Source organism: Bradyrhizobium sp. AUGA SZCCT0177 (assembly GCF_018130125.1).
Classification (GTDB): Bacteria; Pseudomonadota; Alphaproteobacteria; order Rhizobiales; family Xanthobacteraceae; genus Bradyrhizobium.
Window position 1 is genome coordinate 126,443 of sequence record NZ_JAFCMA010000004.1, and the last position, 18,250, is coordinate 144,692.

At 58.6% G+C, this 18,250-nt stretch carries 19 protein-coding genes; 5 read left to right on the forward strand and 14 right to left on the reverse strand.

Going from position 1 to position 18,250, the window contains the following annotated elements; translation table 11 throughout:
• Nucleotides 1–201 precede the first annotated feature (201 nt).
• The 3 genes from JQ597_RS06175 to JQ597_RS06185 all read right to left on the reverse strand — a co-directional run bounded on the left by JQ597_RS06175 (nucleotide 202) and on the right by JQ597_RS06185 (nucleotide 1,184).
• Nucleotides 202–462 carry a hypothetical protein gene (locus tag JQ597_RS06175; RefSeq protein WP_212038788.1) on the reverse strand — a complete coding sequence of 87 codons (261 nt, stop codon included), beginning with the start codon at nucleotides 460–462 and terminating at the stop codon, nucleotides 202–204.
• Nucleotides 459–899, reverse strand: coding sequence for a hypothetical protein (locus JQ597_RS06180; RefSeq protein ID WP_212263346.1), 441 nt, complete (start codon nucleotides 897–899; stop codon nucleotides 459–461). Before JQ597_RS06180 ends, JQ597_RS06175 begins: the two co-directional genes overlap by 4 nt.
• 120 nt (nucleotides 900–1,019) lie before the next feature.
• Nucleotides 1,020–1,184 (reverse strand): hypothetical protein, encoded by a 165-nt coding sequence (locus JQ597_RS06185; protein WP_212263347.1) that lies wholly within the window; start codon nucleotides 1,182–1,184, stop codon nucleotides 1,020–1,022.
• A gap of 1,911 nt (nucleotides 1,185–3,095) precedes the next feature.
• Between JQ597_RS06185 and JQ597_RS06190 the strand changes: the two genes are divergently transcribed.
• Nucleotides 3,096–3,791, forward strand: coding sequence for a DUF4055 domain-containing protein (locus JQ597_RS06190; protein WP_212263348.1), 696 nt, complete (start codon nucleotides 3,096–3,098; stop codon nucleotides 3,789–3,791).
• Between the two features lie 393 nt (nucleotides 3,792–4,184).
• Here JQ597_RS06190 and JQ597_RS06195 read toward each other — a convergent pair whose 3' ends face one another.
• The 4 genes from JQ597_RS06195 to JQ597_RS06210 all read right to left on the reverse strand — a co-directional run bounded on the left by JQ597_RS06195 (nucleotide 4,185) and on the right by JQ597_RS06210 (nucleotide 7,106).
• Nucleotides 4,185–4,400: a hypothetical protein gene (locus tag JQ597_RS06195; RefSeq protein WP_212263349.1), complete on the reverse strand. Its 216-nt coding sequence runs from the start codon at nucleotides 4,398–4,400 to the stop codon at nucleotides 4,185–4,187.
• Between the two features lie 552 nt (nucleotides 4,401–4,952).
• A complete protein-coding gene (locus JQ597_RS06200; RefSeq protein WP_212263350.1) occupies nucleotides 4,953–5,171 on the reverse strand; it encodes a hypothetical protein in 219 nt (72 codons plus the stop codon).
• Between the two features lie 21 nt (nucleotides 5,172–5,192).
• Nucleotides 5,193–5,387: a hypothetical protein gene (locus tag JQ597_RS06205; RefSeq protein ID WP_212263351.1), complete on the reverse strand. Its 195-nt coding sequence runs from the start codon at nucleotides 5,385–5,387 to the stop codon at nucleotides 5,193–5,195.
• Between the two features lie 1,071 nt (nucleotides 5,388–6,458).
• Nucleotides 6,459–7,106, reverse strand: a complete 648-nt coding sequence (locus tag JQ597_RS06210) for an ATP-dependent DNA ligase (RefSeq protein ID WP_249133663.1) — start codon at nucleotides 7,104–7,106, stop codon at nucleotides 6,459–6,461.
• Nucleotides 7,107–8,061: 955 nt separating this feature from the next.
• Here JQ597_RS06210 and JQ597_RS06215 point away from each other — a divergent pair.
• Nucleotides 8,062–8,379: a PilZ domain-containing protein gene (locus tag JQ597_RS06215; protein ID WP_212263352.1), complete on the forward strand. Its 318-nt coding sequence runs from the start codon at nucleotides 8,062–8,064 to the stop codon at nucleotides 8,377–8,379.
• A 255-nt stretch (nucleotides 8,380–8,634) separates the two neighbouring features.
• Complete coding sequence (locus JQ597_RS06220; protein ID WP_212263353.1) at nucleotides 8,635–9,039, forward strand: hypothetical protein; 405 nt, start codon at nucleotides 8,635–8,637, stop codon at nucleotides 9,037–9,039.
• A 311-nt stretch (nucleotides 9,040–9,350) separates the two neighbouring features.
• Here JQ597_RS06220 and JQ597_RS38240 read toward each other — a convergent pair whose 3' ends face one another.
• From JQ597_RS38240 to JQ597_RS06240, 4 genes are all read right to left on the reverse strand, one after another.
• Nucleotides 9,351–9,626, reverse strand: coding sequence for a DUF1127 domain-containing protein (locus JQ597_RS38240; RefSeq protein ID WP_349628798.1), 276 nt, complete (start codon nucleotides 9,624–9,626; stop codon nucleotides 9,351–9,353).
• 185 nt (nucleotides 9,627–9,811) lie between these two features.
• Nucleotides 9,812–10,708, reverse strand: a complete 897-nt coding sequence (locus JQ597_RS06230) for a YncE family protein (protein ID WP_212263354.1) — start codon at nucleotides 10,706–10,708, stop codon at nucleotides 9,812–9,814.
• Between the two features lie 20 nt (nucleotides 10,709–10,728).
• The gene (locus JQ597_RS06235; protein WP_212263355.1) at nucleotides 10,729–11,616 is read right to left on the reverse strand and encodes a DUF1259 domain-containing protein; all 888 of its coding nucleotides are present in this window, start codon (nucleotides 11,614–11,616) and stop codon (nucleotides 10,729–10,731) included.
• A gap of 401 nt (nucleotides 11,617–12,017) precedes the next feature.
• A complete protein-coding gene (locus JQ597_RS06240; RefSeq protein WP_249147540.1) occupies nucleotides 12,018–12,776 on the reverse strand; it encodes a hypothetical protein in 759 nt (252 codons plus the stop codon).
• Between the two features lie 148 nt (nucleotides 12,777–12,924).
• Here JQ597_RS06240 and JQ597_RS06245 point away from each other — a divergent pair, with 148 nt between their 5' ends.
• Nucleotides 12,925–13,428, forward strand: coding sequence for a GlcG/HbpS family heme-binding protein (locus JQ597_RS06245; RefSeq protein ID WP_212263356.1), 504 nt, complete (start codon nucleotides 12,925–12,927; stop codon nucleotides 13,426–13,428).
• 666 nt (nucleotides 13,429–14,094) lie between these two features.
• Entirely contained in the window at nucleotides 14,095–14,640 is a 546-nt protein-coding gene (locus JQ597_RS06250; protein ID WP_212263357.1) for a fasciclin domain-containing protein, read from the forward strand.
• A 197-nt stretch (nucleotides 14,641–14,837) separates the two neighbouring features.
• Here JQ597_RS06250 and JQ597_RS06255 read toward each other — a convergent pair whose 3' ends face one another.
• The 3 genes from JQ597_RS06255 to JQ597_RS06265 are packed head-to-tail and all read right to left on the reverse strand — an operon-like array spanning nucleotide 14,838 to nucleotide 18,236.
• Nucleotides 14,838–16,097 (reverse strand): SAM-dependent methyltransferase, encoded by a 1,260-nt coding sequence (locus JQ597_RS06255; protein ID WP_212263358.1) that lies wholly within the window; start codon nucleotides 16,095–16,097, stop codon nucleotides 14,838–14,840.
• The gene (locus JQ597_RS06260; RefSeq protein WP_212263359.1) at nucleotides 16,087–16,887 is read right to left on the reverse strand and encodes a DUF1365 domain-containing protein; all 801 of its coding nucleotides are present in this window, start codon (nucleotides 16,885–16,887) and stop codon (nucleotides 16,087–16,089) included. Before JQ597_RS06260 ends, JQ597_RS06255 begins: the two co-directional genes overlap by 11 nt.
• Nucleotides 16,884–18,236 (reverse strand): NAD(P)/FAD-dependent oxidoreductase, encoded by a 1,353-nt coding sequence (locus JQ597_RS06265; RefSeq protein WP_312012403.1) that lies wholly within the window; start codon nucleotides 18,234–18,236, stop codon nucleotides 16,884–16,886. The genes JQ597_RS06260 and JQ597_RS06265 overlap by 4 nt, the downstream gene beginning before the upstream one ends.
• Between the last annotated feature and the right edge of the window lie 14 nt (nucleotides 18,237–18,250).

An 18,250-nucleotide genomic window follows, 5' to 3' on the forward strand; every position in this document is an offset into this window, starting at 1 on the left:
GCGACAGCGAAAATTTGAGCTGCTCAAGGCTACGGTGAAGTCAGGGAAACCCCAACAACAACAAGCGCCACCATCGCCAGAATCAGCGTGGCGTAGCCCGCGATTTGCACCCAGTCCCGATCGTGGCGCTGGTTCATTCCGGGGATTTCGACCCGCCCGAGCTGAGGCATCTAGATCAACACGATTTGCGCGCAGGTTTGCCTATGCAAACAGCTCCGCACCGGCTGGCGTGAACTTCACGAAGGTGCCGCTCTCGTGCAGCAGCAGCCATCCGCGTGATATCGCCAGATCAAGCCCGGCTTTGTATTCGGCCGGGGTGGCGCGCTCCTGGTACAACATCGGCGCGTTTATCTTCTCGATGTAAATCTTTCCGTCTACCGGCTCGGTCGCTTTGGCGATCTCCAGCAGCTTGCGCGCGGCGGCTTCCGGATCGGCATAGGGTCGATCAGTGCTGAACTTCATGCGTGCTGCGAATCCATGTGTGCATCGTGAACGTGACGGTCGGTTACCGCTATATCGATCGTGGCGCCACAGAAACAGCGCGCCCATCCACTGGTTGATTGCGTCGGCAACGGCAGGCCGGCGACATGCATGGCGTATTTCCATGCCGTCCAGGCGCGCTCGCGCCGGTATTCGTCGAAGTGGGCTTCCGTGCATCGTGGCAGATAATCTTTCCACGCGGCTTCGAAGCCAGCCCGCGCCTGTTCGAAGGTTGCAGCGTAGCCCGAGCGAGACCGTCCCCGGTGTGACAGCGGATAGAAGCCGCAATCCCAGCGCCATTGCCTGGCGTGCGTCGGCAAGCCCGATTGAACTGCAATCGTGCCGACTTGAATGTCACCGTAGTAGACGTGCCAAGTGTCGGAGCGTTCGGGATGGCGGCGGCGAGTGAGTTCGAGCATCGCCCATTGAAGCGCGGCGGTGCGCCTTTGGGAAGCCGCTACGGATTGAGGTCCGCAGGCGCGGTCGCCACAATGAAAGGGCCGCCAACTGAGGCGGCCTTAGTCTGCTCGCCGTGGCGATTAACTAACACCAGCGGCCATGCCGGAATTGCGACGGCCGTCGCCGCCGCCGCCGCTGTGGCCGGTGGACAGCATATCCTTGATGTCCTGGCCCAACTGCGTGAGGAAGCTGCCGATGCCGCCGCCCTGTACGAGGGAAAGCTCTTCGTCGGTCAGATCGTTCAATTCGATTGTGCGTTCCACAGCGTGTCCCTCAAGTGCCCGGAGCACCATTGCCCCGCGCGGGTGAGGGCAATTTAGTTCAATCCGACGGCTCGGTTCCGTGATCCGGGTCACTCAAAGCGGGGTACTGGCTGAATTAGGCCACTCGGTAATCAAAACAGGCCGCTCAATGAAAAACCCCCGTCCGGGGGGCTAGCGCGGGCGGAGGCTTTTCAGGGCAGAGATAAAATCATCTCAACCAAATTGGCGCTCTCTGCGGCGGCGGATTTTGAGCGCCCAAATGAAAATCTAACAGCCGCGTTCATTACCTGAAAGCGGTTTCGGGGAAACTTGGTATTAGTACCGGGAACAAGTGGCAATGACCGGAGACTTACCCGGCCTCAGCGCGCTTCCCCTAACTGAGGCGCTGGGGCCGTTTTCTTTTGGAACCTCGCAACTCCATGAATCGATTCAGCGCTCCCGGATTGATGTCCCCCTAAAAGCCACCGGGAGAAACCCCAACTGGGTTGGCGGCTCTAGCGCGTCCCGCTGGATCGCGTTGGGGTTTCTGATGGTGCCACCACCATAAGAAAGAGGCCGCCAACTGGGGCGGCCTTAACTTCTAGTTCGGTTGACCGCATCTAAGTGCGGCCTTGTCCGCTTCAAATTCGGCAATCAATTCCTTGGCCCGCTCGATAAATGTTCGGTCCGTGACCCTTTCCTGTATCCGGCGGTACCGCTCAATCGTCTTGTCGATCTCTTTGCATTTGTCACACATATCTCACCGCGTGGGTTGGGCGGGAGCATTATACGAACTCTCTGTCACCGATAACTGCCGAAAAGGAGGCGGTGATGCAGGGCCAACACTCCGTGTCATGACCTGTTCCTCAAATGTGAGCAATATTGCTCACTCCAAATCAGGCCGTACGATTTCAAACCAGGCTACCTCAATTGCACCCCCGGTACTGGCCGAAATAGGCCACTCGCAAAACCAAAACAGGCCACGGCACAAACCGGGAATGGCTCATACTGCGTATAACTAAAGTTAGCGGAGCATTTCGGGAACAAGTGGCAATGACTTTTGGAACTTCGCAACTCCCCAAGAGTCGATTCAGCGCTTCCGGATTTATGCCCCCTAAAGCCCCTACCGGGAGAAAACCCTAATTGGGTTGGCGGCCCCAGTGCACCTCCAGTACACTGGGGCCGCTTATCCACGGCTCAAAGGCCACCAACTGAGGCGGCCTTACTCCTTATCCAGCTTCCGGATTTGCTCGCGAAGCTCAGTTTCCAGAATGCAGATCATCTCGGCTGTGGGACCCTCGCGGAACTCCGATGCCAGATCGCGGCATTTGGCGAGCTTCTCCTCGATTGCGTGCTTTTCCCGATCTCGGTCCATGAACATTAGGATGCCTGGAAAGGCAAAAGGTTCAAAAAGGCCCGCGTTTCAACTAGGTCCCCATGTTGCGATCTATCCGATCAAAGACGGACAGCACCGAAAAAGGCAGCCAACTGAGCTACTCCGAACTAGTTCGGAAGGATCACGCGAGCTGCGGTAACTTGCGGAGGCCGTTGGCAATCCGCCATTGCCGTTCGGTTGGAATGCGGCCCCAGCGCACCTCCAGTACGCTGGGGCCGTCATATTGCGCCGGGAACCGGGATGGCAAGGTCAAGGCTATTCTACATTCACAACTCTAGTAATCGAGATGAAGCGTGGTTCTTGGAGCAAGATGAGGACGGGTCGCTCCATGTGAAATATGACGGCGAATTGCCGCTCAAGAGCAATTGGCGAATGACAATCAACGAATTCCTGTCGAAGGACGGCATGACCTCTCATCGCGTTCTGTTGGCGCTCGTTGATCGCTTATTTGAGGACAAATGACGACAAGGACTCCGGCTCTTCCTTGTTGAGTTGCGGCAGCGGAACGAACCTGGTGCATGTGGGGCAAGCCATGGCAGCAACGCCGCAACCGCAGGCGTATTTCCCTGACCATGGGCGGTCAGGGTGAACCCAAAACGACGACCGATGCATCGACTGGCGAACGCGAGACTGCATCTCAAATCGAGATCGGCCCGGGTATCACGTTGTTTGCGCCGCCATCGGGCGCTGAGGGCAAAACCGACTGGAAAATCATCGGTCCCGACGCCGCGCTCGTTGCCGAGGTTGCCAAGTCGCCCGAACGAGTGATGGACGAATTTCGACGCTTGGCGATGGAACCGATGGTTCAGAAATCGGGCAACGTCACAGCAACCGCATCTGCGATCGACAATAGCCGCGCACATTCAGCAATCGAAGCATGGGCGGGCGGCCTTAAGGATGCGCTCGACCAGGCGCTGAAGTTTACTTCGATGTGGCTCCAGCAGTCTGATCAAGTCACGGCGAATGTCTCCACCGATTTCGTCGCCATGGTCGGCAGCACTGAAGAGGCCAAGGTGATCGCGGATGCGCAAAAGCGCGGCGTGTTGTCTGGTAAAACGGAGCGCGCCGAGTTGAAGCGCCGCTCGATCCTGGCGCCCGATTGGAACGAGGATGAAGAAGACGAGCAGATCGCGCTTGAGCGCGAGGGCCTCGAACCCGAGGAGCCATTCAATCCGGTCAACGGCGACCTATTGCCTTTTGAACGGGTGGCATGATGACGCTTGCGAACGCCCCCCGGTGGAATGCTGCGGGACTGTGCGCTGAAACGCGGCTGGGCGTTGTCTTCTGTCGGCGCCCGGCCGCGCGGGGGGTAACCCGCGATCGGCGGTTTCAACGTCAGCGGTCTTGGTTTATGTTCCTCCCTAAAAGAGGCCGCCAACTGAGGCGACCTCCCGAGAGGACCACGTCAACCATGGCCGCAAAGGTAACCGAGCGACTTTTGGATATCGGTGATATCGTTGGAAGCGTGGGAGGTCGCCCAAGTGAGGCGGTCTATCTGGGGAGGAAGTGCCATGGATTGGTTTAGCCGGAAAACATCGATAGGCGGCAGTCAAATTTCCAATTGGGTGCTCGTTCTGGCGGCTCTCGTCATAGTCTGGATTATCTACTCATTCGCCGTCCGCTGAGTGAAGTGGGCGGATGCTCAGACCGTAGCGCTGTCCATTCAGCACAGCCTCAAGAACCATGAGGGCAAAGGGCGTGGATCCGGTGAAGTCCACGGACTTGCCGCGCTTCATTGGCAGCGCCGCTACGTTTGCGATCTCCAGGAGCTTGCGCGCGGCGGCTTCGGGGTCGGCATAGGGGCGATCGGTGGCGTATTTCATGCGTGCTGCGAATCCATATGTGCATCCTGAACGTGACGGTCGGTTACCGCTATACCGATCGCGGCGCCACAGAAACACCTCGCCCGTCCACTGGTTGAATGCGTCGGCAGCGGGAGGCCCGCGTCATACATTGCGTATTTCCATGCCGTCCAGGCGCGCTGGCGCCGGTATTCGACGAAGTCGGATTCCGTGCATCGTGGCAGATAAGTTTTCCACGCCGTTTCGAAGCCCGCCCGCGCATGGTCGAAGCTAGACGCGTAGCCGCTGCGGGAGTGGCCGCGGTGGGATGCCGGATAGAAACCTAAGTCCCACCTCCATTGCTTGGCGTGCACCGGCAAGCCCGATTGGACCGCGATCGTGCCGACCTGAACGTCCCCGTAGAAGACGTGCCAAGTGTCAGAGCGTTCGGGGTGAGGACGGCGGGTGAGTTCGGGCATGCCCTATTGAAGCGCGGCACTGCACCTACGGCAAATTATCAATCCCTTGGGGATCGGAACGGCGCGAACCCACTTGTTTTCGTGGCTGTGGAGATCCACGGAACGCTGCCAGCGCTTATTGCGGCCGGCGCGGTTGTTTGAAATACAATCCCACTTCACCAGTTGGGTGCGGAACGTGTTTCCTTTCGATTTCACCCGCTGCGGCCATCTTCTTCAAAGTGTGTTTGACACTAACGGGTGACCACATGCCCAGCTGCTGCCAGAGCACCCGGCCCGAGACCGCGTTCGCTTCGCCCTCAGGTACCAACTTGATGAGTTTGGCAGATATGGACATGGTTGGCTTCAGTCCCTCAATCTAGCGCGGCCTTTTGTTAATTTCCTCGATGGCGACCTGCAGAAAGCGCGCGATGTGTTCTGGTGTAGCGCCCATCGAATAAAACTTCTCAACTGTCTCCACCATGATTGGGATCATTTTAGCCGTCAGGTCCATGCGGGCTGTTTTTTCCTGCTGCGCTTTTAGCTTGTCTCCAAGGTTCACGATCTCAGCCAATGAAACCTCCTAACGCGTCGCCTTCAGTCCCATCGCTAAGCGGAGTTTTCCGCAACCAGAGTGGGCCAGCAAGCGATAAGCCGGTTACCGCGAGATCGGGGTGATGAAATCCCTGTGCAGGGCAGTTGGTCTGCTGGCCCCACCGAACAAGACGGTAACGCCTGTGTTGCTGTGGCTCACCTCGACAACGATCCCTGTCTGCCCTGCTAGATCCGGGCATCGAGCGACTCCGAGTTCACTCATCTTAAAACGAGTGCCGACAACCAATCTCTTGGTTTCGTGATTCATTTTTAAAATTCTTTTCGAAGCGAAAAACGTCTTGGCTAAAAATGCAATGCTTTTACCTGATAAAATGACCAGGCCGGGGGTCGTCTGTCCGAGAGTGAAACTTACCTGCAGAGGAGCGAAGCGACAACTACAATCTGTAATCATGTCAGGCGCAGAGCGCCGCCCCGAGAGGCTTGGTAAACGGATCAGGGTTGGGCTTCGCTTTCCAGCCCCAATTCTAAAAGCCGGCGGAAGCCGGCGGATGGCGCTGGGGGGAATCTGGCGCGGAGGTACTCCAAAGTAGCTCCGAACGATCAACCGAGTTGCGGTAATTTCCGTCGCCGTTGGCGCTTTCTTCGGCGTTGCGGCTGGAATGGGCGGGCCCCAGCACAGACCCCAGCCCCCGCTGCTGGGGCCGCTTCTCAGCTGCTTGCGAAATCAAAGGGGCCGCCAACCGAGGCGGCGTTACTACCGGCGACCTTCGATCCGGTCCCGTCCTCATGAAACGGCCCCAGCCTCGGGGGAAGGCTGGGGCCGCGTATGCTGCCGGGGGGCGATTGGGACAGGCAGCCCGCTCACAACGGCAGCCATTGCCACTTGTTCCCGAAATATCGCGCATGTTTTTTAGCAACCTTCTTGTGGCCGCGAAGTATCCTTTCGGCTGGGGTATTGCAATTCTCAGCTCGTGAGCAGCGCCCCCAAGCATTATTCAGCTTGAGGGCGCTGTTTGCGTTAGTAGTAGCCTATTCGCCGCGATCGATACGCTCAAGCGCACCCTGTTCGGCCGCGAACTTTCCTCGTCCATCACCAAGACGCATCCTTGGCCCGCAGCATGGCCGGCGACGCCGGATTTTTGACCTTCACCCAATGAGGTGACCGACCGGGACGGTAAGGCCGATCGTCTAGCTTGGAGACTAATCCTTCCAAGCCCATTTGGCAGGCGTGCCGGAATAGCTCTGGCCCGATCTCGCCGCGCTCGAAGTCGGAGATGAAGATGCCATCCACCCGCCGCGCAAGCAGCCGGGCAAGGTTTGTCTTCCTCATGGTGAGCGGTAGTTTCCGGATATCATCGCCGTCCGTCACCAGCATATCGAAGGCATAGAACTGCACCTCGTCATTGTGCTTCCGACTATGCAGGCCGTCGAAGTCGGAAATGCCATCAACCCCCAGCAACACAGCTTCGCCGTCCAGGACAAAGGACGTTGACCGGATGCGCAGCGCGGCCTCGGTGATGAGCGGATATCGGTCGCTCCAGTCGAAGCCATTTCGAGTGAACAGACGAACTCGGTTTGCCTCCCTCTGCACGATCAGGCGATAGCCATCATGCTTGATTTCGTGAAGCCAGTTTTTGGAGGATGGAACCTTAGCGCCGCGGGTCGGGATGCAAGGTTCAAAGGTCGATGTGCGCATGCGGGATAAATAGGCAAGTACGCGGGAAATGCGAATCGACATCAGAGGCCCGCGCGCCGGAGCATGTTGCCTTACCCGCGACGACTTCGCCCCGCCCTAACCGGCGGGGCTTTTTCTTGGCGTTAGGAACGATCCGGCGCGGCAGGAATCGACTTAGCGCTCCCGGGATGAATCATCAGCCTCCAACCGGGAGAAAACCCCCATTGGGTTGGCGGCCCTTGGTGCGGTGGTTGGAACTCCGCGCCGGGGCCGTTTGCGCGAATCGCGGCCATCAATCTGATATGTGCCGATGGTGCGCAGGCGGGTTTTTCTTTGCCCGCAAAAACGGAGCCTTATACGAGGCTGACAACGGCGAGAACAAGTTCGGCGCCGAATTCGCTCGATGCCAGCGCGATCAATGTTCCGGCACAGATGGCCAAAATAGCGGTGATTTTGAGAGTGATCATTTTGAAAATCCCCGTCATTGGGGCGAGACCATTCCCGCCAGCCAGTAATCGGGGAAATACGCGGGGATCAGGTTGGCGTATGTGATTTATAGCACGCATGGCTCTGCGCGGATTTGAACCGTGCACGCAGTTGGACCGACGTTCACGGTCGGAGAACTTCGGTCACCCGAGCAGGATCTGCGTAATTTTACTCCGACACCAAGCACGGCGGATTTGGGACACGTACAGTTTCTGTTCTGATTTTCAAAACAGGCCACTAACAAGCGCGGGGGTTGGGATGCAGGGTTCGAACGCGGCGCTACGCATCGGTCTTTAGCGAGGGCCCGGACAATACTCAGACGCGGCACTAATGCGGAAACCAGCCTTAACGTTCCATGATGCGCAGCCGCTAATCCCACGAGAAGTGAGCGATCCGGCATTATTCTTTAACCATCCACCCATATCGTTTTTAACAATTGCGGAATGCCCCCCAAGGCCCCGCGAGAATCGCGTAAGAGGCCCGCTGGCGGGCAAGAGCCAGCGGGCCTCTCGTCTCATGGCGGAGCACGCAGATGGCAGAGCAGCGATCACATCGCCGGGTCGTGTTTGAGCGTGGCCAACCTGCGTACATGATGGCCATCGACGGCACTTGGCGGCGTACCTGCGTGATGGAAGACGCGTCGGACGGCGGCGCAAAGCTGACGGTCGAGGGTCCCCTCGAAGGGCTCCAGCTAAACGAATTTTTCCTGCTGCTTTCCTCGACTGGGCTTGCCTATCGCCGCTGCGGATTAGCTTGGGTCAATGGTGACCAATTGGGCGTCACTTTCTTGAAGCGGAGCAACGTGAAGCGAAACGCCCAGACCAAGCCAAAAAGTGAGGCGCCCGCCTAGTCGCCGCTGACCTATGTCGGCCTGTGTAATCCTTTGTCCATTCGCCAGATGGGGCGACGGACCTGCCGTCGCTAGCTTCAGCACTCCACGTCAAGGCTGAATAACAGCCGCCGGTTCACCCCGGCGGTTTTATTACAAGCTCGGTAACGAGGTCGTGTGTGATGCGATATTTACGTCCAACCCAAGTGGCGTTGGCAGATAGCACCGTATTATTATCCTGGGAGGGAAGCCGGAGAGGATCGTGGAGATCAACGCATGACCGACGATTTCAGGGATTGGAGTAAGCTCACAGATAAAGAAAAAAGTGACCAACTCAACGCTGACCTGGAGCGATTGCGATCCGGCAAGGGGCCCGATATTCGCCAAGACGGTAAGCAGGTGGAGCCGCCATTCGCCCTTCGTGTGGCAGGCAGATTGGGGCAGATGCTTGCTGCCGGCGGCGAGACCGCGGAAACGCTCAAGACGCTTATGGCATCAGGAATGACGGCGGATCACGCTAAACTGCTGATGCAAACCGCGCTCCACAACTGCATGGTGGAATCTGATAACGGCGCGCCGGATCGGTGGCTGGCGGTCATGTCAGCGCTGCGTGATGGGCGGACTCTTGAAGAGCTGTTTCCTTACGCGCTCTATACTAAGGACGACGGGCCTTCTCACTAGTGGCCGGTGTGTTCGGGAAAATCATGGCCAGCATCGTTTGCCCCTGTATTTTCTTGTGGCCCCCACGGTGGCCCGGGACTAACGAGTTCGCGGGAATATTGGTCTTAGCGCCAGTAAGTGATTGTTTTCATTGGTGAGCGCGGAGGGACTCGAACCCTCGACCCCATGATTAAAAGTCACGTGCTCATAGCTCGAAGGACCGCTGTTGGCGCAAAGCGGCCGGTCAGAGGAAGTCATGCTCCTGGGGGTAGAACGGACATGCCGCACCGGCGGATTGAGGTCTCAGTTTGACCCATCTGAGACATTGGCTATCATCGGCTGTCGCGCCACGCCATCATGTACAGTTGAGACCTGCGCAATTCTTCAACGGTCGTTCTGGACATGCCGATGTCGGCTAGCAAATGGTCATCAAGTTCGAGAAGTTGCTTGTGCTGACGACGCCGCTCCAACCTCATGGCTATTGCATCTAGCCACACAAGCGGGATTTTCCAGGACCATCCAACGTCCGGAAAGGAGGTGGAAGCTGAGCCGACAGTGTTGGTTGAGTTGCCGGTAGTGCTGCCGCAAGGCATGGTTTCATCCTCCATGATGGAGTGAAACAACGCTTAGCTGCGGGAGCTCATCGGGCGGTTGTCAACGACCCGAGTAATTCCTGTATCATAAGCGGCTCGTGCGTTCAAGCGATAGCGAGCGTCAACTCATGAAGTCGCTATGCGGCTTGCCGCGCTTTACCATCTCGCGGCAGTCTTGTGCTGTCCTGTTCGTGCGGGCATCAAGAGTCCGAAAGGACGAGAACTCCGCCATGCGCGGGTGAAACAACGTAAAGTTGGTTCGGCACCACCAGTGCCGTCGTATGCGCGCCGGCACCGGTCACCGTCCGCGTGGAATGGCCGTTTCGCGGATCGATGGAGTCGACAAGCCCGGGTTCTCCGATGGCGACGTGAACCAGACCGGTCGCCGGGTTGAAAAACGTGACATCGGGCGGACCTCCGATCGGCCAGACGTTGGTGACTTCGCCCGAGGTGCTGCTTATCTCGACCAAGGTTGAATCGTCACAGGCAACATAAAGCCGTTGTCGGGAATGATCGATGTCGAGACCGTGAGCGCCCGATGACGGGATTTTCCAATGCGTCACCGCGCCGAGGTCGGGCAGCGGGGCGACCAGCACCATCGAGGGCTCGCGGATGCAGAGAAACAGCCGTTCGGCGGCGGCATCGGTGACGCACCAGCGCGGCCGTCCCGGCAACTCGATCGACACCTGCTTGTGGTCGCTCAATCCATAAACGTGGAGCGTCGGCGCTTCCTTGTCGTCGCCGATACAGGCGGCGATCCCGAGACTGGACCGAGCCACGATCACAGCGCCGTTGGGTCGCGCGCCGGACTTGAAGGTGGCGCGGGTTTCCAGCGTGACAGCATCGAGCAAGGCGACGCTGGCGCCGCCGCGGTTGGTTGCCAGAATCTGTCCGTCATCAGCGACAGCGCCGGCTACGCCCGGAAATCCCGGCAGAGTCGCGATATGCCTGCCGGCGTCGTGGTCGATCACCTCGATGCAATTGCGCGCGGTGTGTGCGATGAAGACACGCCGGCTCTTGGCATCGAAGGCGGCGTGGTCAAACTCGCTGCCCGCGGCTTCCGGTATGGCGATGGTTCCGATTGTTTTCAGCGGCATGTCGACAAGCCTCAATCCTGCTAGCCCTTCGTACTGGCGGTCTTGTCTAGTGCAGCGCGAAGTCCGCGGGCAAGCTTCAGCGCGTCGTCATTGGCCCAGAAATGAAGGAAGAACAGCCGCGGCTGTTCGTCCAGCATATGGCTGTGAACGGCGGTTACGTCGATGCCGTTCGATCGCAATGCCCTGATCACCGGATTCACCTCGTCACCGGAGAGAACGAAATCGCCGGTGATGGCTGCCTTGTCGCTGCCGGTGGGTTGAAATCCGATGGCAATCGCCACGCCCATCGGCCCGACTGGACTCAACGGCATGCCGTTTTCCGTCACCGGATCACGGCGCGACACGGCGAACTGATAGACGCCGCCATTCGCCTGTCCCTTGACACCTATGATCTGATCTAGCTGTGCCGTATCGAGTTCGACCGCTGGTGGAGGCGCTGCGGCAGGCGTCGCGAGCGGGGTCTTGCTCGCCGTCAGAGCATCGCGAATGACGCTAGCCATCTTTGCGGGATCGCCGTGGCCTCCGACATGCATGTAGAACGTGGCCGGGCTGGCGCGCAGCAGGTGATTGTGGACGGCGGTGATCTCAAGCCCACCTTCAATCATCTTGAGCATGACCGGGTTGATTTCGGCCTCCAGCAGCACGAGGTCGCCCATCACCATGGCCTCCCCATGCATTGGCTTGAACGCGATCCAGCCGCCGAGCGCCAGAGCCGGTTTGATGGTGACGCCGTCAAGGGTCACGGTCAGATCGGTGCGGGGAAAGCCGTAGCGGTGCACGTCACCCGAAACCGCGGGCTTTCTCCCGAACGTGTCATCGACCTTCTTCCAGTCGATTTCCTGGGCGGTCGCCGCGTTCGTGAGGGAGGCTGCGAAGATCGAAGCCACGAGCCAAAGTTTGGGACCCATCTATCTCTCCTTCGGGTTTGAGGGGATGTCGGACTGCGGAATAATATCTGACAGGAGAATTTCAGTTTCGAATCCCATCGCGCGTAACGCAACGGCGAAGCCTTCGCTGATTTCCTCCGCACTGCAGAAATAAACGCGAGCCCTCGCGGACGGAATCGATCGGCGCCGGGTCGGCGTCGGTCTGTCCACAAAGAGAAGTTAGAGAAATTGGGAGTTTTCGGTCGTCCATGCGCAATTCTCTCGACAAATCGAGCGTTGCGCAGATCTTGGACGGGAACCGTCTGAAGGGGAGTCTGCATTTCCCCGAAGCTATTTTTAGTCGGAGCGATGCGTTCGCAACAGGAAGGAATGAGACGCAGCTCAGTCATGTATCACGAGGCTGTGTGCCCTGTTCCTTCAAACTATTTGGCGTCGCCGTAGGTTACCTCGTCAAACAGCGTGACGCTGTCGGCCTTGGTCCACAGCCCCACCTTGCCGGCATCGGTGAACGTGGAATCCTCGACTTCGAACAATTGTTTGCCTTTGAAAGACACGCCGAAGCGCGAGCCTCTAAAGTCAATACGTAAGCTGTGCCAGGTATTCGCCGGAACCTTGACGTCCGCTCCGTAACCACCCTTGCGGCCGACTATGTCGAGCGGGCTTCGAACGCCGTTGACGGTCTTGTAGAGAACGACATTGTCCTCAAGCGCGTTGGCTCGCATCACGTAGTAATTGTTCGCATCTTTCGCCCGCCAGACGATGCCGGCGGCGCGGTCCTGGGAGCCGGCGATGGCCTTGAACTTCACCTCGACAAAGCCGTCCTTGATGCTGGTGTCGTTCTTCAGGAGCAGCGGATAGGTCGCTTGGCCGGATTGCTTGAGCACCTTCGACTTTGACGGCGCCGTTTCATCGCTTTCGACCGTCCATTTCGAGTCGCCGGATCCTGTGAGGGTAGCCGTCCAGCCCTCAGGCGCGACACCGGTTTGGGTGCTTTCGAAACTCATCGCGTGGTTTGACATATCGTTCACTCCCGTGAGGAAAAGCGTGGCCGCAATGACGGCTCCCCTGAATCTCGCCGCAGAAAGCCCAGCGCACGCCAAATCGACGGCGGCTGATATCTGGCCAGAAGCGGGCTGCAGATTGCGTTCGTTTGGAGGAAATGGTGGCATTCGTTCGTCCATGTGCATATTGCCTCGACAAGTCGAGTGTGCACAGTTCTTGGACCGAAGCCTCAAGGGGAGACTGTACTTCCCCTGGGCACGTCATAATTCAGCAGGGCGACAAATGCAACATCAAGCGGCGGCTAAGGCCCGCTGAACAGGATCGGTTATGGACAGCAACGGTTACGTACATCTGCTGGCAGGTTTCGCTCTTCTGGTTTCGACGCCGTGCCTCGCGCAGGATTCGCTCGTTACCTACAAATCCCTGGCCCCCGGAATCGCTCTCGAACTAGCCCAATCCGCCCTCGCGAATTGTCAGCAGCGCGGCTACCAGGTCGCGATAGCCGTTGTCGACCGCTTCGGCGTAACACAGGTGATACTGCGCGACCGCTATGCCGGGGCTCATACCCCTGCGACTGCATCGGGCAAGGCGTGGACCGCGGCAACCTTCCGCACCAGCACCAGTAATCTGTTCGCCATCAGTCAGCCCGGCATGATGCAGGCGGGAATTCGCAATCTTCCGGGCGTGGTTGTCATTGGCGGCGGACTCGTCGTCGAGGCGGGCGGTTCGCTGGTTGGCGCGATTGGCGTCTCGGGAGCGCCCGGAGGCGATGCCGACGAAGCCTGCGCCAGGGCAGGGGTAGAATCGATACAAGGGAAGCTCGATTTCTAAGTTGGGCGCTTATCGTTTGAGCAACGGCTCACGGCATGTCTCTTCATGGCACTTTTCGGACATCGCTAATCTGGCGGGCGATGGCCGCTTCTGTGAAAAGCAGACATCGTTATTATTCGATTTGCGACTGGCCGCTCATGGCGCCAAGCGGTCATTCGGTCGAACATCCATGTCCGCTAGGTGAGAATACCCGCAGTATGGCTGGAAGACGAAGCTCGTGTCGGCTAAACCGGTGTCGCCTCTATGAGTGCTTCGGAGATATCCAAAGGTGTGATCCGTTGAAGTTGAAGACCGGCGCTGGCAAGAAGGCCGGCAACTCATCCGATCAGAAAGCCGCCCCCGATCACGAAAACAACGAAAGCGGTAAGGCGCATCATGGATGACATCATTCGCTTTTTGGCAATGCGGCGCAGCGCGCATCCTGTGAAGCATCGTATCACAGCGTCTCCAACAGACCGTCCGCCACGACGTAATTCGCACTTGTAGAAACGTTGTTCGATGCCTGACGGATCACCAGCGCGCGTTCGCTAATAAAAGATTCATGCCGACGTGATCCGGCCCGCGACAGGCGTCGTTACATGTCAGACGCAACAAACGGTGGGTAGGTTTTTCTCAGTTCAGGAATACGGCCTCCTCGCAATCCCCAAACATGAATGGAGTACAGAGATGAATTCTCGCTTGCTTTTTTCCGTCGCGACACTCTCGCTCGCCGCATTTGGGTCGGCAACGCTCTCTCAAGCGAAGGACAAGACGGTGATGGTCGGCGGTGCTGCGATGTATCCGTCGAAGAGCATCGTTGCGAATGCGGTCAATTCGAAGGATCACACCACCCTCGTCGCGGCCGTCAAGGCCGCTGGACTGGTAGATACCCTGTCGAGCACGGGCCCTTTCACCGTCTTTGCTCCCACCAACGCAGCGTTCGCCAAATTGCCCAAGGGCACGGTGGATACGCTCGTGAAACCGGAAAGCAAGGCGACGCTCACGAAGATACTTACGTACCATGTGGTACCGGGCAAGGTGAACGCGGCGCAATTGTTAGACGGGCAGAAGCTGACGACGGTCGAGGGCGAACAACTTCCCGTTAAGAAATCCGGCGGCGCGGTCATGATAGTGGACGCGAAGGGTGGCTCCGCCACCGTCACAATTGCCGACGTCAACCAGTCGAACGGCGTGATCCACGTGGTCAACAACGTTTTGATGCCTGCAAGCTAGACCTAGCTTCGTTAATGCCGCGCCGGTACGACAGTTTCGGCGCGGCTCCGTTAAGGCTTTTTGCAGCGCTTCCTGCGTCTTCGCGTGAAGGCATCCATTGGCTCCAGGCAGTCAACTGCTAATATTTCTCAGGGTTCGAAGAACATTGCCCAAAATACGCCTTCGCCTGAAGTCATCATGGCGCGAAAATTCGTTGCTTACGCTGAAGCGCCTCGTTGAGTGGTGGGCTGGGGCTCAATCTTATAGAGCCCGACATTCAGAATGCCGATTTCAAAGCCCAGGCGGCAGTAGATCAGATAATACTCCCACATCCGCTTGAAGCGATCGTCGAATCCGAGCGCCTTGATGAACGGCCAGGCTTCTAGAAAGCGGCGATGCCAGTCCGCGAGCGTTTGGGCATAGTTGTCGCCAAAGAATTCCGATGACGTCAGCCGCAATCCGGATTGTGCGACCTGCTGCTCGAGTATTTCCGTGGTCGGCAACATCCCTCCCGGAAAAATGTAGCGTTGAATGAATTCCGGTCGGCGGCGATAGCTTTCGAAGCGGCTCTGGTCGATCGTGATGACCTGCAGGACCGCGGAGCCGTGCGGATTAAGCCGCTGACGCAGATTTGCGAAGAATGTGGGCCAATAGGCTTCACCGACAGCTTCCAGCATCTCGATCGATACGACGCGATCGTAAGTCCCACGTTCGTCGCGATAATCCTGCAGCTTGAGGTCGGATTTTTCTGCGTAACCGCGCTCGGCCAGCTGCTGTCGCGCATAGGAAAGTTGCTCGTTTGATAGCGTCAATCCCGTCACGTGGCAGTCGGCGCACTGGATCATATGCCCGGCCAACCCGCCCCAGCCGCAGCCGATCTCGAGCACTCGTTCGCCACCGTTGAGTTCAAGTAATTCGGTCACGCGGTCGAGCTTGTTGCGCTGGGCTTGATCAAGGGTTTCGGCCGGCGACGAATAGATCGCGGACGAATAAGTCATGCTGGGATCGAGCCAGAGCCGGTAAAAATCATTCCCGAGATCGTAGTGGGCGGCGATGTTGCGCCGGCTGCCGCGTCTGGTATTGCGGTTCAGCGCATGGCGAAACTTGGTCACGGGTTGAGGTGGCCTCAGTCCCTCGAACGACGCCGCGTCGGTCGAACGACGCGCCACCGCGCTTAGGAATGAATGCAAGTTCGGCGTCGACCATTCGCCCGCAAGGTATCCCTCGGCGAAACCGAGGTCGCCGCTGGTCAGCAGGCGGAGCATGCATTTCCAGCTATGGATCGTTAAATGGGTCTGTTCGCCGGTTCGTTTGCCGCCGATCAGAAATCGTCGGCCGGCGGGCGTGTGCACCAGAATCTCACCGCAATCGATCTTGCGAAGCATGCGCTGCATGAACGAGTTCAGCGACGTGCGGGATGTCGGCTTGGTTGCAGCATCGACCGATGCTGGCGCGGTATGTTGGCTTTCAAGCGACATGGGACTTCCGGTGTTGTGATATGCTGTCCGCAACAGTGATACGTCGCGCTGGCGGGGGAGGCCGGTTGCGCAATCGCATCCCCTTCAGCCACAGGCGTAATGCTTCCCAGTGAATAGCCAGCGTGACTTTGGCTGTGATCAGCGGAACCGCAAAAAAGAGCCGGAGCAGCGCGCCGTCGCTTAGTTCGCGGCGCGCGCCGACAAGACAGGCGTTGAGCACGCGCTGACCGCCTTTGCTGGCGTTGATACCGATCGCGATGCGTTCCGCAGGTGCGGACAGCCGAAAATCGTAGACCAGCTCCATATCCATGAACGGAGATACATGGAACGCCTTGCTGCAATTTTGCCGGATAGTGCCGGTTCTCGACTCAACCGCACTGACGTAGGAATGACGCTCGCCGAACGTGTTGTGAACTTCATAAACGATGGCGGCGAGCTCCCCATCGGTTCGATGGCAGAAATAGATGCTGATCGGGTTGAAGCTGTAGCCGAGCGTCCGCGGCATGCAGAGCAGGCTGATCGGTCCGCCTGCGATGTCGATTTTAGCTTGTGCGAGTATCCGCTCGGCCTGGTTGCGCAACGGCGTCGCGCTGCCGTCGCCGTGATCGGCATCATGCACGGCGAAAAGGTTGAACCGGTTGCGCGACAGCAACCGGAGCCGCGCTGCCAATAGCGGCAGCTCGTCGAGGTCGATCAACAGCCAGAACGCGCGGTAGCGAAACTGATGCGCCACCGGCCGCAACCGCCGGTGCATTACCGCGCCGGTATAGAGCGCCGATTCAAATGTCATCGCTGCAGCTCCGGCACGATCGCGCGCGGAGCCTCGGCCAGCGTGATCCGGCCGGACTCATGGGGCACGTTCCAGGGCCGACGCAGCCCGCCGAGCTGCTCGGCGACGGCAAGACCGGCCTGCAACCCGTCTTCGTGAAAGCCGGCGCCGAAATGAGCGCCACAGAACCAAAGGTTTCCAATCCCTTGCAGGGACCAAAGCCGCCGCTGCGCCGCGATCGCGGCTGCGTCAAATATCGGATGTTCGTAGACTTCGCTGTGACGCAATGTGCCGGCGCGGGGCGGGCGCGACGGATTAAGCGTGACGAATAGCTGAGTGCTTTCTGGAATGCGTTGCAGCCGGTTCATCCAATAGGTCAAGCCAACACCGCCATCAGCCGCCACGCGCTCGCCGGTATAGTTCCAGCTGGACCAAGCCGCGCGGCGCCTCGGCATGAAACCCGGGTCCGAATGAAGGACGGCAAGGTTCCGGCTGTAGCGAAAGGCGCCCAGCAGCTTAACCTCGTCTGCGGTCGGATCAGCGATCGCCGAAAGCGCCTGGTTGGCGTGCGTCGCCATGACCACGTGGTCATATCGTTGAGATCTGCCACGGCAGTCCGTCACTTCCACGCCATCGCTATCACGCCGCACGGCAACTACACTGGTATCCAGTTTGATCCCATCCTCAAACGACCGGGCGAGGCGTTCTACATAGACTCTGCTGCCCCCATCCACGGTTTCCCATTGCGGCCGCTGCGTAAGTTGCAGCAAGCCGTGATTGCGGTGAAAGCGGATGAATGTCGCGACCGGAAAGGCCAGGATCTCGTCTGGCGGCGCCGACCAAATCGCACTCGCCATCGGCAGCAAATGGTCGTCACGGAACGCGGCGCCGTATCTGTTCGCTGCGAGGTATTCGCCGAGGGAGATTGACTCGTCCGTCAGAAGATCCGCATCGCGTGTCGCCTGGCGGTAAAATTTCACGAGATCTTGCAACATCGACCAGAAGCGGGGTCTAAACAAATTGCGCCGCTGTGCAAACAGGCCGCCGATTCCCTCGCCGGAATATTCCAGATCGCCATCTCCGAGCGAGACGGCAAGCGACATATCGGAAGGCTTGGTCGGAACCGAAAGATGCTCAAACAGGGCGACGAGGTTTGGGTAGGTGGCGCGGTTGAAAACGATAAAGCCGGTATCGACCGGGACTTGTTTTTCATCGATTGATGCGATCACCGTGTTCGAATGCCCGCCGATCCGGTCGGACTGTTCGTACACCGTCACATCGTGCTTCTGGCTGAGCAGCCATGCCGCGGCCAGGCCGGAAATTCCGGTTCCGACCACCGCCACCCTTAAGCGGATACCATCCTGGGACACCGTTGCGCTCCACC